Annotated in this window: 20 protein-coding genes; all 20 read right to left on the bottom strand. The window is 61.6% G+C overall.

Going from position 1 to position 17,887, the window contains the following annotated elements; all coding sequences use genetic code 11:
- Positions 1-28: 28 nt before the first annotated feature.
- Positions 29-1,177, bottom strand: coding sequence for a pyridoxal phosphate-dependent aminotransferase (locus AACY13_RS04950; protein WP_339459697.1), 1,149 nt, complete (start codon positions 1,175-1,177; stop codon positions 29-31).
- A gap of 120 nt (positions 1,178-1,297) precedes the next feature.
- Positions 1,298-2,770 (bottom strand): ribosome biogenesis GTPase Der, encoded by a 1,473-nt coding sequence (der, locus tag AACY13_RS04945; RefSeq protein WP_339459695.1) that lies wholly within the window; start codon positions 2,768-2,770, stop codon positions 1,298-1,300.
- 126 nt (positions 2,771-2,896) lie between these two features.
- On the bottom strand, positions 2,897-4,048 hold the full coding sequence (gene bamB / locus AACY13_RS04940; protein ID WP_339460022.1) for an outer membrane protein assembly factor BamB: 1,152 nt from the start codon (positions 4,046-4,048) through the stop codon (positions 2,897-2,899).
- The gene (locus AACY13_RS04935; protein ID WP_339460020.1) at positions 4,041-4,622 is read right to left on the bottom strand and encodes a tetratricopeptide repeat protein; all 582 of its coding nucleotides are present in this window, start codon (positions 4,620-4,622) and stop codon (positions 4,041-4,043) included. The genes bamB and AACY13_RS04935 overlap by 8 nt, the downstream gene beginning before the upstream one ends.
- A 100-nt stretch (positions 4,623-4,722) precedes the next feature.
- Positions 4,723-6,012: a histidine--tRNA ligase gene (hisS, locus tag AACY13_RS04930; protein ID WP_339459693.1), complete on the bottom strand. Its 1,290-nt coding sequence runs from the start codon at positions 6,010-6,012 to the stop codon at positions 4,723-4,725.
- 18 nt (positions 6,013-6,030) lie between these two features.
- Positions 6,031-7,140 (bottom strand): flavodoxin-dependent (E)-4-hydroxy-3-methylbut-2-enyl-diphosphate synthase, encoded by a 1,110-nt coding sequence (ispG, locus tag AACY13_RS04925; protein WP_339459691.1) that lies wholly within the window; start codon positions 7,138-7,140, stop codon positions 6,031-6,033.
- A 1-nt stretch (position 7,141) separates the two neighbouring features.
- Entirely contained in the window at positions 7,142-8,131 is a 990-nt protein-coding gene (locus AACY13_RS04920; RefSeq protein WP_339459690.1) for a RodZ family helix-turn-helix domain-containing protein, read from the bottom strand.
- Positions 8,131-8,889: a type IV pilus biogenesis/stability protein PilW gene (pilW, locus tag AACY13_RS04915; protein WP_339459688.1), complete on the bottom strand. Its 759-nt coding sequence runs from the start codon at positions 8,887-8,889 to the stop codon at positions 8,131-8,133. Before pilW ends, AACY13_RS04920 begins: the two co-directional genes overlap by 1 nt.
- Positions 8,890-8,902: 13 nt before the next feature.
- Positions 8,903-10,051 carry a 23S rRNA (adenine(2503)-C(2))-methyltransferase RlmN gene (gene rlmN, locus AACY13_RS04910; protein ID WP_339459687.1) on the bottom strand — a complete coding sequence of 383 codons (1,149 nt, stop codon included), beginning with the start codon at positions 10,049-10,051 and terminating at the stop codon, positions 8,903-8,905.
- 23 nt (positions 10,052-10,074) lie between these two features.
- Positions 10,075-10,506, bottom strand: coding sequence for a nucleoside-diphosphate kinase (gene ndk, locus AACY13_RS04905; protein ID WP_182831880.1), 432 nt, complete (start codon positions 10,504-10,506; stop codon positions 10,075-10,077).
- Between the two features lie 94 nt (positions 10,507-10,600).
- Positions 10,601-10,801 (bottom strand): Fe-S cluster assembly protein IscX, encoded by a 201-nt coding sequence (iscX, locus tag AACY13_RS04900; protein WP_339459682.1) that lies wholly within the window; start codon positions 10,799-10,801, stop codon positions 10,601-10,603.
- Positions 10,802-10,815: 14 nt separating this feature from the next.
- Positions 10,816-11,157, bottom strand: coding sequence for an ISC system 2Fe-2S type ferredoxin (gene fdx / locus AACY13_RS04895; protein ID WP_339459680.1), 342 nt, complete (start codon positions 11,155-11,157; stop codon positions 10,816-10,818).
- A 2-nt stretch (positions 11,158-11,159) separates the two neighbouring features.
- The gene (gene hscA, locus AACY13_RS04890; protein WP_339459679.1) at positions 11,160-13,025 is read right to left on the bottom strand and encodes a Fe-S protein assembly chaperone HscA; all 1,866 of its coding nucleotides are present in this window, start codon (positions 13,023-13,025) and stop codon (positions 11,160-11,162) included.
- A gap of 51 nt (positions 13,026-13,076) precedes the next feature.
- The gene (gene hscB / locus AACY13_RS04885) at positions 13,077-13,598 is read right to left on the bottom strand and encodes a co-chaperone HscB (RefSeq protein WP_339459677.1); all 522 of its coding nucleotides are present in this window, start codon (positions 13,596-13,598) and stop codon (positions 13,077-13,079) included.
- A 7-nt stretch (positions 13,599-13,605) separates the two neighbouring features.
- Positions 13,606-13,929 carry an iron-sulfur cluster assembly protein IscA gene (gene iscA, locus AACY13_RS04880; RefSeq protein WP_339459676.1) on the bottom strand — a complete coding sequence of 108 codons (324 nt, stop codon included), beginning with the start codon at positions 13,927-13,929 and terminating at the stop codon, positions 13,606-13,608.
- Between the two features lie 12 nt (positions 13,930-13,941).
- The gene (gene iscU, locus AACY13_RS04875) at positions 13,942-14,328 is read right to left on the bottom strand and encodes a Fe-S cluster assembly scaffold IscU (RefSeq protein WP_339459674.1); all 387 of its coding nucleotides are present in this window, start codon (positions 14,326-14,328) and stop codon (positions 13,942-13,944) included.
- A gap of 46 nt (positions 14,329-14,374) precedes the next feature.
- Positions 14,375-15,589 carry an IscS subfamily cysteine desulfurase gene (locus tag AACY13_RS04870; RefSeq protein ID WP_339459673.1) on the bottom strand — a complete coding sequence of 405 codons (1,215 nt, stop codon included), beginning with the start codon at positions 15,587-15,589 and terminating at the stop codon, positions 14,375-14,377.
- Positions 15,590-15,637: 48 nt separating this feature from the next.
- A complete protein-coding gene (iscR, locus tag AACY13_RS04865; RefSeq protein ID WP_339459672.1) occupies positions 15,638-16,129 on the bottom strand; it encodes a Fe-S cluster assembly transcriptional regulator IscR in 492 nt (163 codons plus the stop codon).
- A gap of 140 nt (positions 16,130-16,269) precedes the next feature.
- A complete protein-coding gene (gene cysE, locus AACY13_RS04860) occupies positions 16,270-17,049 on the bottom strand; it encodes a serine O-acetyltransferase (RefSeq protein ID WP_339459670.1) in 780 nt (259 codons plus the stop codon).
- Positions 17,042-17,821, bottom strand: coding sequence for a tRNA (cytosine(32)/uridine(32)-2'-O)-methyltransferase TrmJ (trmJ, locus tag AACY13_RS04855; RefSeq protein WP_339459668.1), 780 nt, complete (start codon positions 17,819-17,821; stop codon positions 17,042-17,044). Before trmJ ends, cysE begins: the two co-directional genes overlap by 8 nt.
- Positions 17,822-17,887: the final 66 nt, after the last annotated feature.

Below are 17,887 nucleotides of genomic sequence, written 5' to 3'. Positions count from 1 at the left end.
GGTGGATAACGCTTCGCGGTTATCCACCCTACACCGCGCATAGCTTTTCCGCCGCCTGGCGCAGGGTTTCTTCACGTTTGGCAAAGCAGAAGCGCACCAGACGCAAATCCTGCGGCGGGGCCTGGTAGAACACCGACACAGGAATGGCCGCCACGCCATGCTCGCGGGTCAGCCACTCGGCCATGGCGACATCATCCAGATCATGGCGAATGGCCGAGTAATCGACCAGCTGGAAGTAAGTGCCGGGCGTGCGGGTGAAACCAAAGCGCGAGCCGGTCAGCAGGTCGCAGAACAGGTCGCGCTTGGCCTGATAAAACCCAGGCAATTCGTCAACATGCTCGGGATGCTCGGCCATATAGTCGGCCAGCGCCCACTGCAGCGGTGTCACGCCGCAAAAGCTGACGTACTGATGGACCTTGCGCAGCTCCGCGCTCAAGGCCGGCGGCGCGACCACATAACCGGTTTTCCAGCCGGTGACGTGATAGGTCTTGCCGAACGAGCTGACCACGAAGGCGCGCTGATACAGCTCCTCATGGGCCAGCACGCTGGCGTGCTTGGTGCCATCGAACACCAGGTGCTCGTAGACCTCATCGCTGACCAGGTAGATATCGCGACCACGAATCAGCGCCGCCAGTTGATCCAGCTCGGCCGCCGAGATCAGCGCCCCGCTGGGATTATGCGGACTGTTGAGGATAATCAGGCGGGTCTTGTCGCTCAGCGCATCCTGCAGGCGCTGCCAGTCGATGGCGAAACCCGACAGGCTCAGCGGCACATGCACACACCGCCCACCGGCCAGCGCCACCGAGGGCTCGTAGCTGTCGTAGCTGGGGTCGAAGACGATGACCTCATCGCCCGGCTGGACCAGCGCCTGCACCGCACAGAAGATCGCCTGGGTCGCCCCTGGGGTGATGGTGACCTCACTGTCGGCGCTGACCGTGCGGCCATAGCAGCGCGCGATCTTCGCCGCCACCTGCTCACGCAGGGCCGGCAAGCCGGTCATCGGCGCGTACTGGTTATGCCCGGCAGCAATATGCCGGCCAACCGCATCGCACAGGGCTTGCGGGCCATCGAAATCCGGAAAGCCCTGGGACAGATTGAGCGCACCGGTTTCCACCGCGAGCTGCGACATGCGAGTAAAGATGGTGGTGCCGACATTCGGCAGCTTGCTGATTAGCATCGAGGCAATATCCCTGGAGCAAGCGCCGGGCTTGAGCGCTATTGATGACGCAGGATAGCCGATCGCCCAGAGACGCAAAAGGCACCCGAAGGTGCCTTTATAGAGCGTTTGAGTCCAAGCTTAGCGCTTGTCCTTGCGCTTCTTCTCGGCCTTCTTGTGGTGACTCATCAGGCGGCGCTTCTTGTTCACCTGACGATCGGTGAGGGTGTTCTTGTTGCCCTCATAAGGGTTCTCGCCGCCCTTGAACTCGATGCGGATCGGCGTACCGACCAGCTTGAGTACGCGGCGATAGGTGTTCTCCAGGTAACGGATATAGGACTTGGGCACCGCATCGACCTGGTTGCCGTGAATCACGATCAGCGGTGGATTGGCACCACCCAGGTGGGCATAGCGCAGCTTGATCCGGCGGTTTTGCACCATGGGTGGCGCATGATCGCTCACCGCGTCTTCGAGAATCTGGGTCAGGCGGTTGGTCGGCCAGCGGGTGATCGCCGACTTGAACGAAGCCTGCACCGACTTGTACAGATTGCCCACACCAGTGCCGTGCAGCGCCGAGATAAAGTGGATGTCGGCAAAGTCGACGAAGAACAGCCGGCGCTGCAGTTCGACCTTCACATAATCGCGCTCGCTGGGCTCCATGCCGTCCCACTTGTTCAGCGCGATCACCAGCGCACGGCCACTTTCCAGGACGAAGCCGAGCAGGTTGAGATCATGGTCGACCACACCTTCGCGGGCATCCATGACGAACACCACGACGTTGGAATCCTGAATCGCTTGCAGGGTTTTCACTACCGAGAACTTTTCCACCGCCTCGAAGATCTTGCCGCGGCGGCGCACGCCGGCGGTGTCGATCAGGGTGTACTTCTCGTCGTCGCGCTCAAACGGGATGTAGATGCTGTCGCGGGTGGTACCGGCCTGGTCATAGACGATGACCCGCTCTTCGCCGAGCATGCGGTTGACCAGGGTCGACTTGCCGACGTTGGGCCGGCCGATGATCGCCAGCTTGATCCCGTCCTTCTCGCTCGGACCGGGAATGCGCTTGGCTTCCTGACCTTCGAGAACGATTTCCTCTTCCTCGCCTTCTTCCGGCTCGGTGACATCCTTGGGGAAAGAGCCCAGCACGGCTTCGAGCATTTGAGTAATGCCGCGACCATGGGCACCGGCAATCGGCAGGGACTCGCCCATGCCCATGCTGGCGAACTCGGCACGGGCCAGGTCGGTGTCGATGTTGTCGACCTTGTTGATCACCAGAAAGCTGCGCTTGTTACGCCGCCGCAGGTGCTCGCCGATCATCTGATCGGAAGCGGACAATCCGGCGCGGGCGTCCACCAGGAACAGTACCGCATCGGCCTCTTCGATGGCCTGCAGCGACTGCTCGGCCATCTTCGCGTCGATGCCTTCCTCGTCACCGGAAATGCCGCCGGTGTCGATCACGATATAGGTGCGCCCCTGCCACTTGGCCTCGCCGTACTGGCGATCTCGGGTCAGACCAGACAGGTCGCCGACAATCGCGTCACGGGACTTGGTCAAGCGGTTAAACAGGGTGGACTTGCCGACGTTCGGGCGGCCCACCAGGGCAATTACGGGAACCATCAGGCTCTCCACTTGGTTATTTCAGAAAATACAAAAGCCGCTGCATGGGCAGCGGCCGGAATTATTGCGCCGGCTATGCTGCACAGCACGGGTGCTGTGCAGCATAGCCAAAGCCTTAGCAGATGGTCACTTGATGGTCAGTGCGACCAGCTTGCCGCCATTGCCGAAGGCATACAGCCAGTCGCCCACCACCAGCGGACGGGTTCGCAGGCCGTCGCTGTCGATACGCTCACGACCGACAAAACGACCATCCACCTGGCTGATCAGGTGCAGGTAACCTTCCAGATCGCCGAAGGCCACGTAGCTGGAAAACACTTCCGGGGCCGACAGCTGACGACGGGCCAGGGCATCGTTGCTCCACAGTGCCGAAGCCGAACGCTCGTCGATACCTTCCACGGTGCCGCTGGCCAGACTGACGTAAACGTTGCCGAAACCCTGGGCCACGCCGACCGAGCTGGACGCTTCGCGCTGCCAGAGGATGCGTCCACTGTCCAGCTCAAGCGCGGCAACACGCCCCTGATAGCTGACGGCATACAGGGTACCCGCGGACAGCAGCAAGCCACCGTCGATATCCACTACGCGCTCCAGTTCGGAACGCCCCTGGGGAATCGCCACGCGCTGCTCCCAGACCGGAATACCGCGTTGCGCATCCAGCGCGATCACCTTGCCGCTGGACAAGCCGGCAACCGCCAGACGGTTGGTCAGCACCGGGCTGCCGGTGCCGCGCAGGGTCAGTACGGCCGGGGTGTTTTCGAAGATCCAGCGCTGGCTACCGGTGTCCATATCCAGGGCGATCAGACGGTCGTCCTGGGTCTGTACCAGCACCACGTCGCCGTTGAGGGCAGGAGCGGCCAGCACTTCGCTGGTGACCCGGGCGCGCCACTTCTCTTCGCCGCTGTCGGTATCGAGGGCGATAATCTCGCCTTTCAAGGTACCGAGCACCACCAGACCATAGCCGGCGGCTACGGCACCGGAAACCGGCAGTTCCAGATCGGTCTTCCAGAGCACCTTGCCGTTCATGCGATCCAGCGCCATGACCAGGCCTTCGACGTCGGCCGCATAAATGCGCTCGCCGTCGATGGCCGGCACCAGCATATTGAAGGTTTCGCCCTGGCCTGCGCCGATCGAACGACTCCATTCCTTCTGCAGCTGAACTTCGCGTTCGAACTTGGGCAGATCGGCCGGTGGCAGTTCCTTCTTGCTATTGCTGCTGCAACCAACGGCCAGAACGGCCAGGGCCAGCAGTGCGGCATTCTTCCAGCGCATCACGTCACGCATCCCCTTTTGCCAGATCATCCAGCTTCATTTGCAGGCCACCGACAGCGGCATCTTCAGAGAGTGCGGCCTTGGCTTTTTCGTAGGCGGCGTGCGCATCGTCGGCACGGCCGAGTTGCACCAGCAGGTCACCCTTGAGTTCTTCGCGGCTGGCCGCAAAAGCCGGCTCGACCTTGCCATCGAGCAGCTTGAGCGCGGCGTCGGCCTTATCCTGAGCTGCCAGTACACGGGCCAGACGCTGACGGGCCAACTCGGCCAGACTGTCATCGGCAGGCTGATCGACAATCGACTGCAGTTCGGCCGCGGCGTCATCCAGCTTGCCGGCCTCGACCGCCACCTTGGCAACGAACAGGCTGCCGTACTGGGCGTAGTGGGAGCCGGCAAAGTCGTTCTTCAATGTATTGGCCAGTTCGCTCACCTTGCCCACATCCGGCTGACCGCTTGGCTCCAGCGCCGCCTCAAGCAGCTGCTGATAGACCAGCGAAGCGCCATGGGACTGATTGGCCTGGTACTTCTGCCAGCCCTGCCAGCCGAAGACGGCGACCAGGGCCAATGCGACGCCCGTGAGCAAAGGCATGCCATTGCGCTGCCACCACTCCTTGATTACCGCCAGCTCTTCATCATCGGTACGCGAAACCACCCCAATACTCCTATTCGCTAAATCACTTAACAGGCGCTCAGGCCTGATTGGCGCAGGTCGCCAGATGGTCGGCCAATGCCGACCACGCAATACTTTGTTGCTCGCCCTGACCGCGCAGCGGCTTGCAACCTACCACTTGCTGGGCCAGTTCGTCTTCACCCAAGATCAAGGCGTACAGCGCGCCACTCTTGTCGGCCTTCTTGAACTGGCTCTTGAAGCTGCCGGCCCCGGCATTGACCTGCAGACGCAGGCTCGGCAGCTCGTCGCGCAAGCGTTCGCTCAAGGCCAGAGCGGCCAATTCGGCGGGATCACCGAAGGCGCACAGATAAACATCGACCGTGCGGGCGATTTCAGCCGGTACTTTACCTAGAGTTTCGAGCAACAGCACCAAGCGTTCGATGCCCATGGCAAAACCCACGCCCGGGGTCGGCTTGCCACCCATCTGCTCGACCAGACCGTCGTAACGACCGCCAGCACAGACCGTACCCTGGGAGCCGAGCTGGTCGGTGACCCACTCGAACACCGTCTTGCTGTAGTAATCCAGGCCGCGGACCAGCTTTGGGTTGATCACATAGGGCACACCAGCCGCATCCAGGCGCGCCTTCAGGCCCTCGAAGTGGCTACGCGATTCGTCATCCAGGTAGTCGGCCATCTTCGGCGCATCGGCCAACAAGGCCTGGGTTTCCACGGCCTTGCTGTCCAGTACGCGCAGCGGGTTGCTCGTCATGCGCCGACGGCTGTCTTCATCCAGCTGGTCGGCATGAGCAGTCAGAAACTCGACCAGGGCCTCGCGGTACACCGCACGCGAGGCGCTGGTGCCCAGGCTATTGAGCTCAAGCTTGACCGCTTCGCGAATGCCCAGCAGGCCCCACAGGCGCCAGGTCAGGATGATCAGTTCGGCATCGATATCCGGGCCATCGATATTGAAGACTTCCACGCCAATCTGGTGGAACTGGCGGTAGCGGCCTTTCTGCGGGCGCTCGTGGCGGAACATCGGACCGATATACCAGAGTTTCTGGGTCTGCCCGCCGCCAGCCAGGCCGTGCTCGAGCACCGCACGCACGCAGGCCGCGGTGCCTTCCGGACGCAGGGTCAGGGAGTCGCCATTGCGGTCATCGAAGGTGTACATCTCTTTTTCGACGATGTCGGTCACTTCGCCGATGGAGCGCTTGAACAGCTCGGTGAACTCGACGATGGGCATGCGCATCTGCCGGTAGCCGTAGCCATCCAGCAGGTTGGCCACGGTGCCTTCGAAGTAACGCCAGAGCGGGGTCTGTTCGGGGAGGATATCGTTCATGCCACGGATGGCTTGCAGGGACTTGCTCACTTCAATTCCTTAAGAGTGTCAGCTGCGCGCGATAAGCGCGGCGTCAGCAGCGACCTTGTCGGCCGCTTTCTGACGGATCAGCTTTTCCAGCTCATCCACCAGGTTGTCATTACCGAGCTTGTGCGCGGGCTTGCCATCGATATAGATCAGGTTGGGCGAGCCGCCGGTCAGGCCGATATGGGCCTCCTTGGCTTCGCCCGGCCCGTTGACCACGCAGCCGATCACCGCCACATCCAGCGGCACCAGCAGGTCTTCGACGCGCTGTTCCAGCTCGTTCATGGTCTTGACCACATCGAAGTTCTGCCGCGAGCAGCTTGGGCAGGCGATAAAGTTGATACCCCGCGAGCGCAAGCGCAACGACTTGAGGATATCGAAACCGACCTTGATCTCTTCCACCGGGTCGGCGGCCAGGGAGATGCGGATGGTATCGCCAATACCCTCGGCCAGCAGCATACCCAGCCCCACCGCGGACTTGACCGTACCGGAGCGCAGACCACCGGCCTCGGTAATCCCCAGGTGCAGGGGTTGCTCGATCTGTTTGGACAACAGCCGATAGGCCTCCACCGCCATAAACACATCGGAGGCTTTGACGCTGACCTTGAAGTCGGGGAAATTCAGCCGGTCCAGATGCTCGACATGACGCAGCGCCGACTCGACCAGGGCAGCGGGCGTCGGCTCGCCGTACTTCTTCTGCAGGTCTTTTTCCAGGGAGCCAGCATTGACGCCGATACGGATCGGGATGCCGCGGTCACGAGCGGCTTCCACCACGGCGCGCACACGGTCCTCGCGGCCGATATTGCCCGGGTTGATGCGCAGGCAATCGACCCCGAGCTCGGCCACACGCAGGGCGATCTGGTAGTCGAAGTGGATATCGGCCACCAGCGGCACGCGCACCTGCTGCTTGATCCTGCCGAAGGCTTCGGCGGCGTCCATGTCCGGTACCGAGACGCGCACGATGTCGGCACCGGCATCCTCCAAACGACGAATCTGCGCCACGGTGGCCGCCACATCGTTGGTGTCGCTGTTGGTCATGCTCTGCACGGCAATCGGCGCATCGCCGCCCACCGGCACCGAGCCCACCCATATTTTACGCGTCAGGCGACGCTTGATCGGCGACTCACAGTGCATATCAGAGCCCACCCAACTTGAGGCGCGCCGTTTCGCCCGAGACGAATGGCGCTACATCGACCGCCTTGCCGTTGTAGCTCACCTGGGCACCGCGGGCGAACCCCAGGCGCAGCTCGAATGGCGGTTTGCCAGCCAGCTCGAGGGTTTCCCCCTTGCGCTTCAAGGCACTGAACAGCACCTTGCCATTGGCATCGGTCAGCTGAGTCCAGCAATCGGCGACATAGGTCACGCTGACCAGGGCCTCGCCGGCAGCGACCGCTGGAGTGGTGGCCGGGGTTTGTAGCGGTGCACTGGCAGCAGGTTCTGCCGGGGCGGCAGTAGATTCTGCGGGGGCGGCAATGGGCGCGGCGGCCGCCGGCAGCGGACTTTCGGGGGCACCTTGCTCAGCCGGCACTACAGCTGCAGGTTGCTCCTCGGCGGGTTCGGCGAGCAGCGGCAGGCTGACTTCGCCGTCCGCCTGGGCGGCCAGCACGGCCTGGTCTTCCGGCTCGTCGAACTGGTGGATCTGGGTGGTACCGTCGGCACCTTCCACTTCGATCTGCTCGAGGCCGACCACGGCCAGGTCATCGATTTTTGACTGCCCCTGCTCCTGCCACCAGTAAAAGCCCAGACCGGCCAGCCCCAACAGCAACACGAAACTGACGGTACGCAGGATGTGCTGCGAATAGCTGACGGGGTCTTCGATATGGCCCAGGCTGTGCACGCTGCTGCCGGCCGCGTCGCTACCGGTGAACTGATCGAACTCCAGCACCAGACGGCTTTGATCGATCTCAAGCAATTTCGCGTAGGCGCGCACGTAACCGCGGGCAAAGGTATGCCCCGGCAACTGGTCGAAGGCACCCTGCTCTATCTGCGTCAGCCGCTGCGGAGTCAAGTTAAGCTGGGCAGCCACCTCAGAAACCGTCCAGCCATGATCCTCGCGAGCCTTGCGCAAGGACTCGCCCGGGTTGGTACGGGGAACTGCTAGCACTTCTGGATGCACCGCTTTCATCATTGCTCCGACAGGTATTGCTGATATTCCGGCGTACCGGGATAAAGACGTCTCAACTGCAGCCCCAGGCTGGCGGCATTGTCACGGTCGTCGAAGATCTTCGCCAGACGCGTGCCCAGCAGTAGGCTACGTGCATTCTGCTCTGTCAGCTGGCTGTAGCTGTCATAGTAACGACGGGCCGGCACATACTGCTTGTCTTCGTAAGAAATCATCGCCATTTCGAACAAGGCGCGGGGCTGCCGGCTATTGAGGCGCAGCGAACGCTCGAAATAGGCCTTGGCCTGCTCACGCTGCTTGAGCATCAGCGCGGTCAAACCGAGATTTTCGAAAACCCGCGAGCGCTCGGGGTAGAGAGTGTCCTGGGCAGCCTGCTGATAGCGCTCGAAGGCCTCCTGATAGCGCTTCTGCTCGAACAGGAAACTGCCGTAATTATTCAACAAACGCGCATCATCGGGTCGTTGTGACAGCGATTTGCGAAAGTGTTCGTCCGCCAGCTTGGGCTCCATCTCGATCTGGAACACCAGCGCCAATACGGCATGGGCATCGGCACTGGAGGGGTCGAGTTCCAGGGCTTTTTTCAGCGGCACCTTGGCGCGCTCCGTTGCCCCTTCCTGGAGATAGCCTATGCCCAGCTGGGTGTAGGCATCGCGGGCCTCGTCGCGGCCTTTGTCGGTTTTCATCGGGTCGACATTGCCCGTCGACACACAGCCAGCCACAAGGCTGGCGATTAACAGCAACAGCGCAGGGCGCAAGGTCATGGATTTCCTCCCCTCAAGTTCGATTGGCGGCGGAACTCGGCGTTTCGGCCTCGCTACTCAATTCACGCACGGCGATATAACGCTCACTCCGGCGGGTACGGTCCATGACCTGACCGACCAGCTGGCCACAAGCGGCATCGATGTCCTCACCACGGGTGGTGCGCACGGTGACGTTGTGTCCGGCTTTGTGCAGCAGGTCCTGGAAACGGCGAATGGCATTGTTGCTCGGCCGCTCGTAACCCGAGTGAGGGAAGGGATTAAACGGAATCAGGTTGATCTTGCAAGGCATGTCCGCCAGAAGTGCGATCATTTCCTCAGCATGCTCGGTCTTATCGTTGACATCCTTGAGCAGGGTGTACTCGATTGTAAGCACACGTTTCTCGCCGAGGCGCGAGACATAGCGTTTGCACGCCGCCAGCAACATCGCCAGCGGATACTTCTTGTTGATCGGCACCAACTGGTTGCGCAGTTCATCGTTGGGCGCGTGCAGCGACAGCGCCAGGGACACATCGATGACCTCGCCGAGCTTGTCGATCATCGGCACCACGCCCGAGGTGGACAGGGTCACCTTGCGCTTGGAGATGCCGTAGCCGAGGTCGTCCATCATGATTTTCATGGCGGCGACGACGTTGTCGAAGTTCAGCAGCGGTTCGCCCATGCCCATCATCACCACGTTGGTGATGGCGCGGTCGATCTTCGCCGGCACGCTGCCGAACGACTTGTTGGCGATCCACACCTGACCGATCACTTCGGCGGCGGAGAGATCGCTGTTGAAGCCTTGCTTGCCAGTCGAGCAGAAACTGCAATCCAGCGCACAGCCGGCCTGCGACGAGACACACAGCGTGCCGCGCGAGCCCTGGGGGATATACACGGTTTCCACACAACTGCCCGACGCCACGCGCACTACCCACTTGCGCGTGCCATCGGTGGAAATATCTTCGCTGACCACTTCCGGGCCGCGGATTTCAGCACAGGCCTTGAGCTTTTCGCGCAAGACCTTGCTGACGTTGCTCATGGCATCGAAATCATCGACGCCAAAGTGGTGAATCCATTTCATCATCTGACCGGCACGGAAACGCTTTTCCCCGATGCTTTCGAAGAATTGTTCCATCTCTGCCTGGGTCAGACCCAGCAGATTGATTTTACCGGCAGCGTTAGTCATGGCTTCACCCTCACTCGATTCGCTTAGCGAATGCGCGCGCAAACTTCGGTGGCAGCGAAGAAGTAAGCGATTTCACGAGCGGCGGAGGCTTCGGAATCGGAACCGTGTACGGCGTTTTCGTCGATGGAAACGGCGAAATCGGCGCGGATGGTGCCGGCAGCCGCTTCTTTCGGGTTGGTTGCGCCCATCAGCTCGCGGTTTTTCAGGACGGCGTCTTCACCTTCCAGAACCTGAACGATAACCGGACCGGAAGTCATGAAAGCAACCAGATCCTTGAAGAAGCCACGCTCGCTGTGCTCGGCGTAGAAACCAGCCGCTTCGCGCTCGGACAGCTGAACCATCTTCGAAGCAACGACGCGCAGGCCGGCTTTTTCGAAACGGGTGGTGATCTCGCCAACAACGTTTTTAGCAACGGCATCGGGCTTGATGATGGAGAAAGTGCGTTGAACAGCCATGTGAAACTCCAGAAACAATGATTAAAGCGAAAAATTAAACCCGCGAATTATACGCGGGTTCCGGTTAAATGCGTAGGGCAGGCCAAGTGGCCGACTAATCCGCCTCTTCGATCCAGGCCGTCTGAATGGCCTCAAGTACCTTCTCGCCGCCGCGCTGCGGGTCATCGGAAAAATCCGCCAATTCCAGCACCCAGCGGTGCAGATCGACGAAGTTCACGTAACGTGGATCCACATCCGGTTTGGCTTCAGCCAACTGGATCGCAATTTCCAGCACATCAACCCATTTCAGGCTCATGACAACCTCTCGAATCAGTGTGGCGCTTCAGCAGCGTGGTTAAGCGAGTATTTGGGAATCTCGACGGTCAGATCCGTCTCGCCAACAATCGCCTGGCAGGACAAGCGCGATTGCGCCTCCAGCCCCCAGGCCTTGTCCAACAGGTCTTCCTCCAGCTCATCCGCTTCGTTCAGCGAGTCGAAACCCTCACGAATGATGCAGTGGCAGGTGGTGCAGGCGCAGACGCCGCCGCAGGCACTCTCGATCTCGATATGGTGCTCATGGGCCACATCGAGGATCGAGGTACCAGGCTCGGCCTCCACGACCAGCCCATCCGGGCAGAATACGGCGTGGGGCAGAAAGATGATCTGCGGCATGCTTATTCCTCAATCTCGTTAAGACTACGGCCAGCCAGGGCGGCTTTGACCGTGGCATCCAGACGACGCGCCGCAAAGGCATCGGTCACCTGGGTCAGGCGTTTGGTCTGCTGCTCAATGGCCAGGCCATCGCTGCCGGCCATCAGCTCGCGCAACTGCTGCATCTGCGCCTCGATGGCCAGACGCTCATCGGCTTCCAGCAGGCGCTCGCCATCGGCCTGCAAAGCCGCCTCGACCGCCTCCAGCAGACGCTTGGCATCCACCTGCTGCTCGCGCAGCACGCGGGCCACCTTGTCGTCGCCGGCATTCTTGAAGGAGTCCTGCAGCATGCGGGCAATTTCACCATCGGTCAGGCCATAGGACGGCTTGACCTGAATGCTCGCCTCCACCCCGGAAACCAGTTCGCGGGCGGCCACATTGAGCAAGCCATCGGCATCCACCTGGAAGGTCACGCGAATCTTCGCCGCGCCGGCAACCATCGGCGGAATGCCACGCAACTCGAAACGCGCCAGAGAACGGCAGTCGCTGATCAGCTCGCGCTCGCCCTGCAACACATGGATCAGCATGGCCGTCTGGCCATCCTTGTAGGTAGTGAAGTCCTGAGCCCGCGCCACCGGAATCGTGGTGTTGCGCGGAATCACCTTCTCCATCAGCCCACCCATGGTTTCCAGGCCGAGGGACAGCGGAATCACATCCAGCAGCAACAGCTCTTCGCCCTCGCCACGCGCGTTGCCGGCCAGGGCATCGGCCTGAATCGCCGCGCCGATGGCCACCACCTGATCGGGGTCGATATCGGTCAGTGGCTCGCGTCCAAACAGCTCGGCCACCGCTTCGCGCACTCGCGGCACCCGGGTCGAACCGCCGACCATGACCACCGCCTTGATCTCTTCCAGCTCGATCAGCGCATCGCGAACGGCGCGACGGCAGGCCTTGAGGCTGCGCGCGAGCATGGGCTCGATCAGACTATCGAACTGCTCGCGACTCAGGCGGCCCTGCCAGTCGCCATAGGTCAGGGCCGCCTCGGTACTGCCGGTCAACGCTTCTTTCGCGGCGCAAGCGGCCTCCAGCAACAGACGCTGCTGCGCAGGATCGAGATCCGAGGAAACCCCGGCCTGCTCGACTATCCAGCCGGCAATCGCATGATCGAAGTCATCGCCACCCAGGGCGCTATCGCCGCCGGTAGCCAGCACCTCGAACACGCCGCCGGTCAGGCGCAAAATGGAAATATCGAAGGTACCGCCGCCCAGGTCGTAGATCGCCACCAGGCCTTCGGCATGCTGATCCAGGCCATAAGCCACCGCGGCAGCGGTCGGCTCGTTGAGCAGGCGCAGCACACTCAAGCCGGCCAGACGCGCAGCATCCTTGGTGGCCTGACGCTGGGCATCATCGAAATAGGCCGGCACCGTGATCACCGCGCCCACCAGCTCGCCACCCAGGGTCGCTTCGGCGCGCTGGCGCAGCACCTTGAGAATATCGGCCGACACCTCGACCGGGCTTTTCGGCCCCTGCACAGTGTCGATAAAGGGCATATGCGACTGGCCATCGACAAAGCGATAGGGCAATTGCTCGCCCAGCTGCTTGACGTCGGCCAGGCCACGCCCCATCAGTCGCTTGACCGACAGCACGGTATTGAGCGGATCACTCGAGGCGGCCGCCTTGGCGGCTTCACCCACCTCGACACGCTCCGCGTGATAGCGCACGGCGGACGGCAGGATGACCTGCCCGGCAGTATCCGCCAGCGGTTCGGAGAGGCCACTGCGCACGGCAGCGACCAACGAATTGGTGGTACCCAGATCAATCCCCACCGCCAGGCGACGCTGGTGTGGCTGGGGGCTTTGTCCGGGCTCAGCGATCTGCAGTAGGGCCATGATTAATCAATGCTTATCTAGACTCGGGCACGCCTCTTGGGCGCACGAGCGTTAATCGTCGAGGCGCTCTTCCAGCTGGCGAACCTCGTGGGAAAGCTTGTCGAGAAACTGCATGCGGCGCATCAGGCGCTCGGCCTGCTCGCGCTGCGCAGCATCATCCCAACAAACCGCAAAGCTTTCGTTGAGCTCATCCTGAGCCAGCTTCAGACGTCGCTTGAACGCGGCGACACCGGCCAGATCCGCACTGTCCTGCAAATCCTCCAGCTCTTCGCGCAGCTGCATCTGCTGCAGGAGGAAATCCGGATCCTGCACCGTCACTTCCAGAGGCAGCTCGGGCCCGCGCAACGCCAGCAAATAGCGCGCACGCTGCGGCGCGCTCTTGAGCGTGCTGTAGGCCTCATTGAGACTGGCGGACTGCTCGAGGGCCAGGCGCTGCTCACGCTCGGAAGCATCGGCAAACCGGTCCGGATGAACATTGCGCGCCAGCTCGCGATAACGCACGGCGAGCTCGTCAAGGTCCAGACGGAAGCTTGGCTGCAGGTCAAATAAAGCAAAGTGACAAGGACTACCCACACGCGCCTCAGATATTGAAGCTTTCGCCGCAGCCACATTCGCCGCGCACGTTGGGGTTATTGAACTTGAACCCCTCGTTCAAGCCCTCCTTGACGAAGTCCAGCTCGGTGCCATCGAGGTACACCAGGCTCTTGGGATCGATGATCACCTTGACCCCGTGACTCTCGAACACCTGATCCTCGGCGGCGGCCTCATCGACAAACTCCAGCACATAAGCCAGGCCGGAACAGCCGGTGGTGCGAACACCCAGGCGGATACCGTCGCCCTTGCCGCGCCCGTCGAGGGAGCGGCGCACGTGCTGAGCGGCAGCTTCGGTCATGCTGATAGCCATCGACAAACCTCCTTAGAGCAAACCTTTCTTCTGCTTGTAGTCGCGCACGGCCGCCTTGATGGCGTCCTCGGCGAGCACCGAGCAGTGGATCTTGACCGGCGGCAGAGCAAGCTCTTCGGCCAACTGGGTGTTCTTGATGGTCTCCGCCTCATCCAGCGTCTTGCCCTTCATCCACTCGGTGGCGAGGGAGCTGGAAGCAATCGCGGAGCCGCAGCCGTAAGTCTTGAACTTGGCGTCTTCGATAACGCCCAGGTCGTTGACCTTGATCTGCAAACGCATCACGTCGCCGCAAGCCGGCGCACCGACCATGCCAGTGCCGACGTCCGGATCTTCCGCGTCCATCTTGCCGACGTTGCGCGGGTTTTCGTAATGGTCGATAACCTTTTCACTGTAAGCCATGCTGGTATTCCTTCCTCATCAGAGAGCCGCTCTTGCCGGCGACTACTTAGTGCGCCGCCCACTCGATCTTGGAGATGTCGACGCCGTCTTTGTACATATCCCACAGCGGCGACAACTCGCGCAGCTTGGTAACCGCCTCGCGAACCTTGTCCGCGGCGTAGTCGGCTTCTTCGTCAGTGGTAAAACGGCCGAAGCTGAAACGAATCGAGCTGTGTGCCAGCTCGTCATTGCGGCCCAGGGCACGCAATACGTAGGACGGCTCCAGGGAGGCCGAGGTACAGGCCGAGCCAGAGGAAACCGCCAAATCCTTGAGCGCCATGATCAGCGACTCGCCTTCGACATAGTTGAAGCTCAGATTGAGGTTGTGCGGTACGCGGGCAGCCATGCTGCCGTTGACATACAACTCTTCCATGCCCTCGAGCCGAGCGAAGAAACGGTCGCGCAGGGCCAGAACACGCTGGTTCTCCTGAGCCATCTCTTCCTTGGCAATACGGAAGGCCTCCCCCATGCCCACGCACTGGTGAGTCGCCAGGGTGCCGGAACGCATCCCGCGCTCATGACCGCCACCGTGGGTCTGGGCTTCCAGACGCACCCGCGGCTTGCGGCGCACGAACAGCGCACCGACGCCCTTGGGGCCATAGGTCTTGTGCGCCGAGAAGGACATCAGATCGACCTTGAGCTTTTCCAGGTCGATGGCCACCTTGCCGGTGGACTGGGCCGCGTCGACATGGAAAAACACGCCGCGCGAGCGGGTCAGCTCACCGATAGCAGCGATGTCGTTGATGGTGCCGATCTCATTGTTCACATGCATGATCGACACCAGAATGGTGTCATCACGCAGCACCGCCTCGATCATGGCCGGCGTGATCAGGCCATCTTCGCCCGGCTCGATATAGGTGACTTCGAAGCCTTCACGCTCGAGCTGACGCATGGTATCCAGCACCGCCTTGTGCTCGATCTTCGAGGTGATCAGGTGCTTGCCTTTACTCTTGTAGAAGTCGGCAATGCCCTTGATCGCCAGGTTGTCGGACTCGGTGGCACCGCTGGTCCAGACAATCTCGCGCGGGTCGGCATTGACCAGCTCGGCGACCTGGCGACGCGCATTCTCGACCGCTTCTTCGGCTTTCCAGCCGAAGACGTGAGAACGCGAAGCCGGGTTACCGAAGTTGCCATCGACCAGCAGGCATTCGCTCATTTTTTGCGCAACACGCGGATCGACCGGCGTGGTGGCGGAGTAATCGAGGTAAATCGGCAATTTCATTGACTCTCTCCTAATCAGGTATCAGGCCTGCTGGCCGGCGTCGCGCGCTTATTCGACGGCAGACGCTTCGATCTTATCCGGATGCGCCGCCCTGCCATTGCAGCGGCGCTGATCCTGGCGCTGGGCAACTTCCTGCACTTCTCGACGGGTCACCAGATCAGCCAGACTGATGCCGCTGAGGAATTCGTGTATCTGCTGACTGAGGTCGCACCACAGATGGTGGGTCAGACAGGTATCGCCGGCATGGCAATCGCCCTGTCCCTGGCAACGGGTGGCATCCACCGACTCGTTGACCGCATCGATCACCTCGGCGACCTGAATGCCACCCATATCCCGCGACAGCTGATAGCCGCCACCCGGACCGCGTACACTGGAAACCAGATTGCCACGGCGCAGCTTGGCGAACAGCTGCTCCAGGTAGGAAAGGGAAATACCCTGCCGCTCGGAAATATCGGCCAGAGACACCGGCCCACGCTGCGCGTGCAACGCCAGATCGAGCATGGCAGTGACGGCGTAACGACCTTTGGTGGTCAGTCGCATAAGGAATTACCGCGTGATCACAATATGCCGCGAGTATGCAATTCCCGAGTATTTAAGTCAACTATAAGACCTATAGTTTTAGTCGGGATTAGCCAGCCTTGGAGGGCGCGCAGCATAGCAAAATGCGCGCGCCCGCACCATCAGGCCGCGGGCTTGTCGCCAGACTCCTTGACCACCCCGGCGAAGTCCTCGTCACGCAACTCGGGCAGGTCCTTGGCGCAGTAATCGCTGCCCAGGGACTTGAGCGCACCGCACATGCCTTCCAGTCGCCCGTCCACGGCATGCAGGTGATCGAGCAACTGACCGATGGCGCGCGCTATCGGGTCTGGCATGTCCTGGCTGACGCCATAGGCGTCGAAACCGAGCTTCTCGGCGATGGCCTGACGCTTGGCCTCCTGCTCGTCATCCGGCTTGAGGATGATCCGCCCCGGAATCCCCACCGCGGTCGCACCGGCCGGCACCGCCTTGGTCACCACCGCATTGGAACCGATCTTGGCCCCGGCACCGACAGTGAAAGGCCCGAGCACCTTGGCCCCAGCCCCCACCACCACCCCGTCTTCCAGAGTGGGGTGACGCTTGCCCTTGTTCCAGCTGGTGCCGCCAAGGGTGACGCCCTGATAGAGCGTGACATCGTTGCCGATCTCGGCCGTCTCGCCGATGACGATGCCCATGCCGTGATCGATAAAGAAACGCCGACCTATCCGAGCCCCCGGATGGATCTCGATACCGGTCAACCAGCGACCGAAATTCGACACCACCCGCGCCAGCCACTTCCAGCCATTGACCCACAACGCATGCGCCACGCGATGCAACCAGACCGCATGCAAGCCGGGATAGCAAGTCACCACCTCGAAGGCGTTGCGCGCCGCCGGATCACGATGGAATACGCTCTGGATATCCTCTTGCATGCGCTCAAACATCTGACTTCCCCTGCTTATGGTGCTCGCCACGCGCGGCCTTGACCGTTTCCGTCAAAATGCCGCGCAAGATATTCATTTCCAGTTTGCTCACTGCGCTACGGCCGTACAAGCGACGCAAGCGACTCATCAAGTGCCTGGGCTTGGCCGGGTCGAGAAAACCGATCTCGACCAGGGCCTGCTGCAGATGCACATAAAAGGACTCCAGCTCATCGGCGGTCACCGGCTGCGAGCTCTGAATCGCCGTGGTTTCCAGCTTGAGTATTTTGGTCGGCTGATTCTGCGCCGCCAACCAAGCCATGCGCACCTCGTAAGCCAGCACCTGGACCGCCGCCGCCAGGTTCAGCGAACTGAACTGCGGGTCGGAGGGAATGTGCACATGGAAATGGCAGCGTTGCAACTCCTCGTTGGTCAGGCCGGCATACTCGCGCCCGAACACCAGCGCCACCTCTCCACCCTGGGCCGCCTGCTCGCAAGCGGCCACCCCACACTCACGGGGATCCAGCAACGGCCAGGGTATGCGCCGATCGCGGGCACTGGTGCCGAGCACCAGGCTGCAGCCGACCAGCGCCTCCTCCAGGGTGCCAACCACCTGTGCGGCATCGAGGATATCGGTAGCCCCGGAAGCCCGCGCCACCGCATCGCCACTGGGAAAGTCCTGCGGATCGACCAGCACCAGGCGCGACAACCCCATATTTTTCATGGCCCGCGCAGCCCCGCCGATATTGCCCGGATGACTGGTATTGACCAAGACGACGCGAATATTTTCCAGCAACGCAAGCGCTCACACAGTGGAGATAAGGCAGCAAATCTTACAGAAGCAACCCCGCTTGCGCCACGC

Source organism: Pseudomonas sp. EA_105y_Pfl2_R69 (genome assembly GCF_963970915.1).
GTDB lineage: Bacteria > Pseudomonadota > Gammaproteobacteria > Pseudomonadales > Pseudomonadaceae > Aquipseudomonas.
This window is presented reverse-complemented; position numbering and strand designations above follow the sequence as displayed.